The sequence below is a fragment of the Streptomyces sp. NPDC002130 genome (genome assembly GCF_040296465.1).
Lineage (GTDB): Bacteria > Actinomycetota > Actinomycetes > Streptomycetales > Streptomycetaceae > Streptomyces.
The window spans coordinates 1-1576 of sequence record NZ_JBEOXI010000742.1 but is presented as its reverse complement, the minus strand read 5'-3'; the positions used below and the strand labels follow the sequence as shown (position 1 = coordinate 1576).

Below are 1576 nucleotides of genomic sequence, written 5' to 3'. Positions count from 1 at the left end.
CGCAGCGGCACCGGATCGGCGGGGGCGGCCTCCTCGCTGCGCAGGGCGACCTCCGCCCACCAGGAGGGGCCGTCCTCGATGTGGCGCAGCAGCACAATACGGCCTGGCCTTCACGACGCTGAAGGGCATCGAGGACTACCTCGATGGCCCGGAGGCGTTGCGGGACGGTGGCATCGAGGCGATGGCAAGTATCCGCGCCGGTCGAGCGCAATATGCGGAGACGATCAAACACGACGCTGCCACGGCGCCGGTTCCCTCGAACGAACTCCACACCGAGCGCGCCGGCGGCGAACCGAGCCTGATGCGAGTGATCCTGGTCAAGCGTGCGGTGGACCAGTGGTTGGGGCGCACCCGAGGCGGACTGATCAATATTCCGCGCGAAGACGCGCATTGGTGGCATATCTCGCAGTTCGACCATGTAGTCGTCACGGATGCTTCGCAATCGGGGGTACGTATCCGGCAGCGAAACAAGGCAACGGCGCGCGCTCTCGTGATCCGAACGGTGAAGCTACTGCGTCGATTCCAGAAGGAAGCACCTGCCGTGTCGACGAAGTACCGTGCTGCGATGCCCGAACTCACGAGTCGAGAGAACTGGGCACGTCTGTACGAGAAGTGATTCTCAGCTGGTGATCTCGACGACGACCTGCTCGTTGTCGACGGTGTACCCGAGGTATTCGAACGAGATGCCGGTGCGTGTGACGAACTCCGTCCACGCCCGGTACTCGTGCTGCTGCCACCCGGGATAGTTGAAGAACTCGTCGAAGACGACGATCGACCCGGGTACCAGTCGGTCGCCGAGGAGGTCGAGCACCGTCTTGGTGGACGAGTAGAGATCCGCGTCGAGGTGCAAGAAGGCAACGGGGCCGGATTCGTCGTTCAGGAACGAGGGCAAAGTGTCCTCGAATAGGCCCGGAACCAATTGCGCTCCAGGCACTTCGGGGACGGATTCCTGAGCGAACTCGCCCACCGGGAACCCGGTGCGCCACGTTTCCGGAAGGCCGGAGAAGACGTCGAAACCTGCGACGGTCCCTTCACGTTCGGTGAATGCTTCCGCGACGATCCTGAGTGTGGTTCCGCTGGCAACGCCGAATTCGAGTGCCATGCCGGGGATTTCGATCAAGCCCAGTGCATGGCGCAGCGTGTCGTGCGGGTGGCCGAATGTCTCCGCGACTCGAAGGTGCTCGAGGATGAACTCGGCCGTCGACGCCGTCGCTTCCAGGTCCACGGCGTAGGCCAGATCCCGTCGCTGACGAAATTCCAGCTCGTCGATCCTGGACCGGAGGCCCGCGATGTCACCGCGGGCCCCGGCCAGTTCGTCACGTGAGAGCGTCAGCGCGTCGAGGATCTGTTGCGTGCGGTCTGCGTTGTGCCGGTCGGCGGCCTCGACCACCTCGGATACCGCACGCTGAAGCTTGGTCCTGGCGCTGGAACGGAACTGCTCGAACATGGCAACCTCTCGACGGGATCACTCCCATGCTGCCAGGCTTTCTACGCTACCGGTCCCGTCGTCCGTGGTGCGCTTGTACTCGCTGAGCACGGTCGCCGGCGTAGCCAGCTTGTGCGGCCCGACGTCCTC

At 64.1% G+C, this 1576-nt stretch carries 2 protein-coding genes; one reads left to right on the top strand and one right to left on the bottom strand.

The genetic code is table 11. The features are described from left to right. Positions 1-103 precede the first annotated feature (103 nt). Positions 104-616 carry a hypothetical protein gene (locus ABT116_RS45050; protein WP_351646822.1) on the top strand — a complete coding sequence of 171 codons (513 nt, stop codon included), beginning with the start codon at positions 104-106 and terminating at the stop codon, positions 614-616. Positions 617-619: 3 nt separating this feature from the next. On the opposite strand, the gene ABT116_RS45045 is transcribed toward ABT116_RS45050, so the two are convergent. Next, a complete protein-coding gene (locus ABT116_RS45045; protein WP_351646820.1) occupies positions 620-1447 on the bottom strand; it encodes a TylF/MycF/NovP-related O-methyltransferase in 828 nt (275 codons plus the stop codon). Between the last annotated feature and the right edge of the window lie 129 nt (positions 1448-1576).

What these genes read in the sequence shown, in the direction of transcription:
- ABT116_RS45045 (WP_351646820.1), bottom strand. Translation starts at nt 1,447, where the DNA reads ATGTTCGAGCAGTTCCGTTCCAGCGCCAGGACCAAGCTTCAGCGTGCG.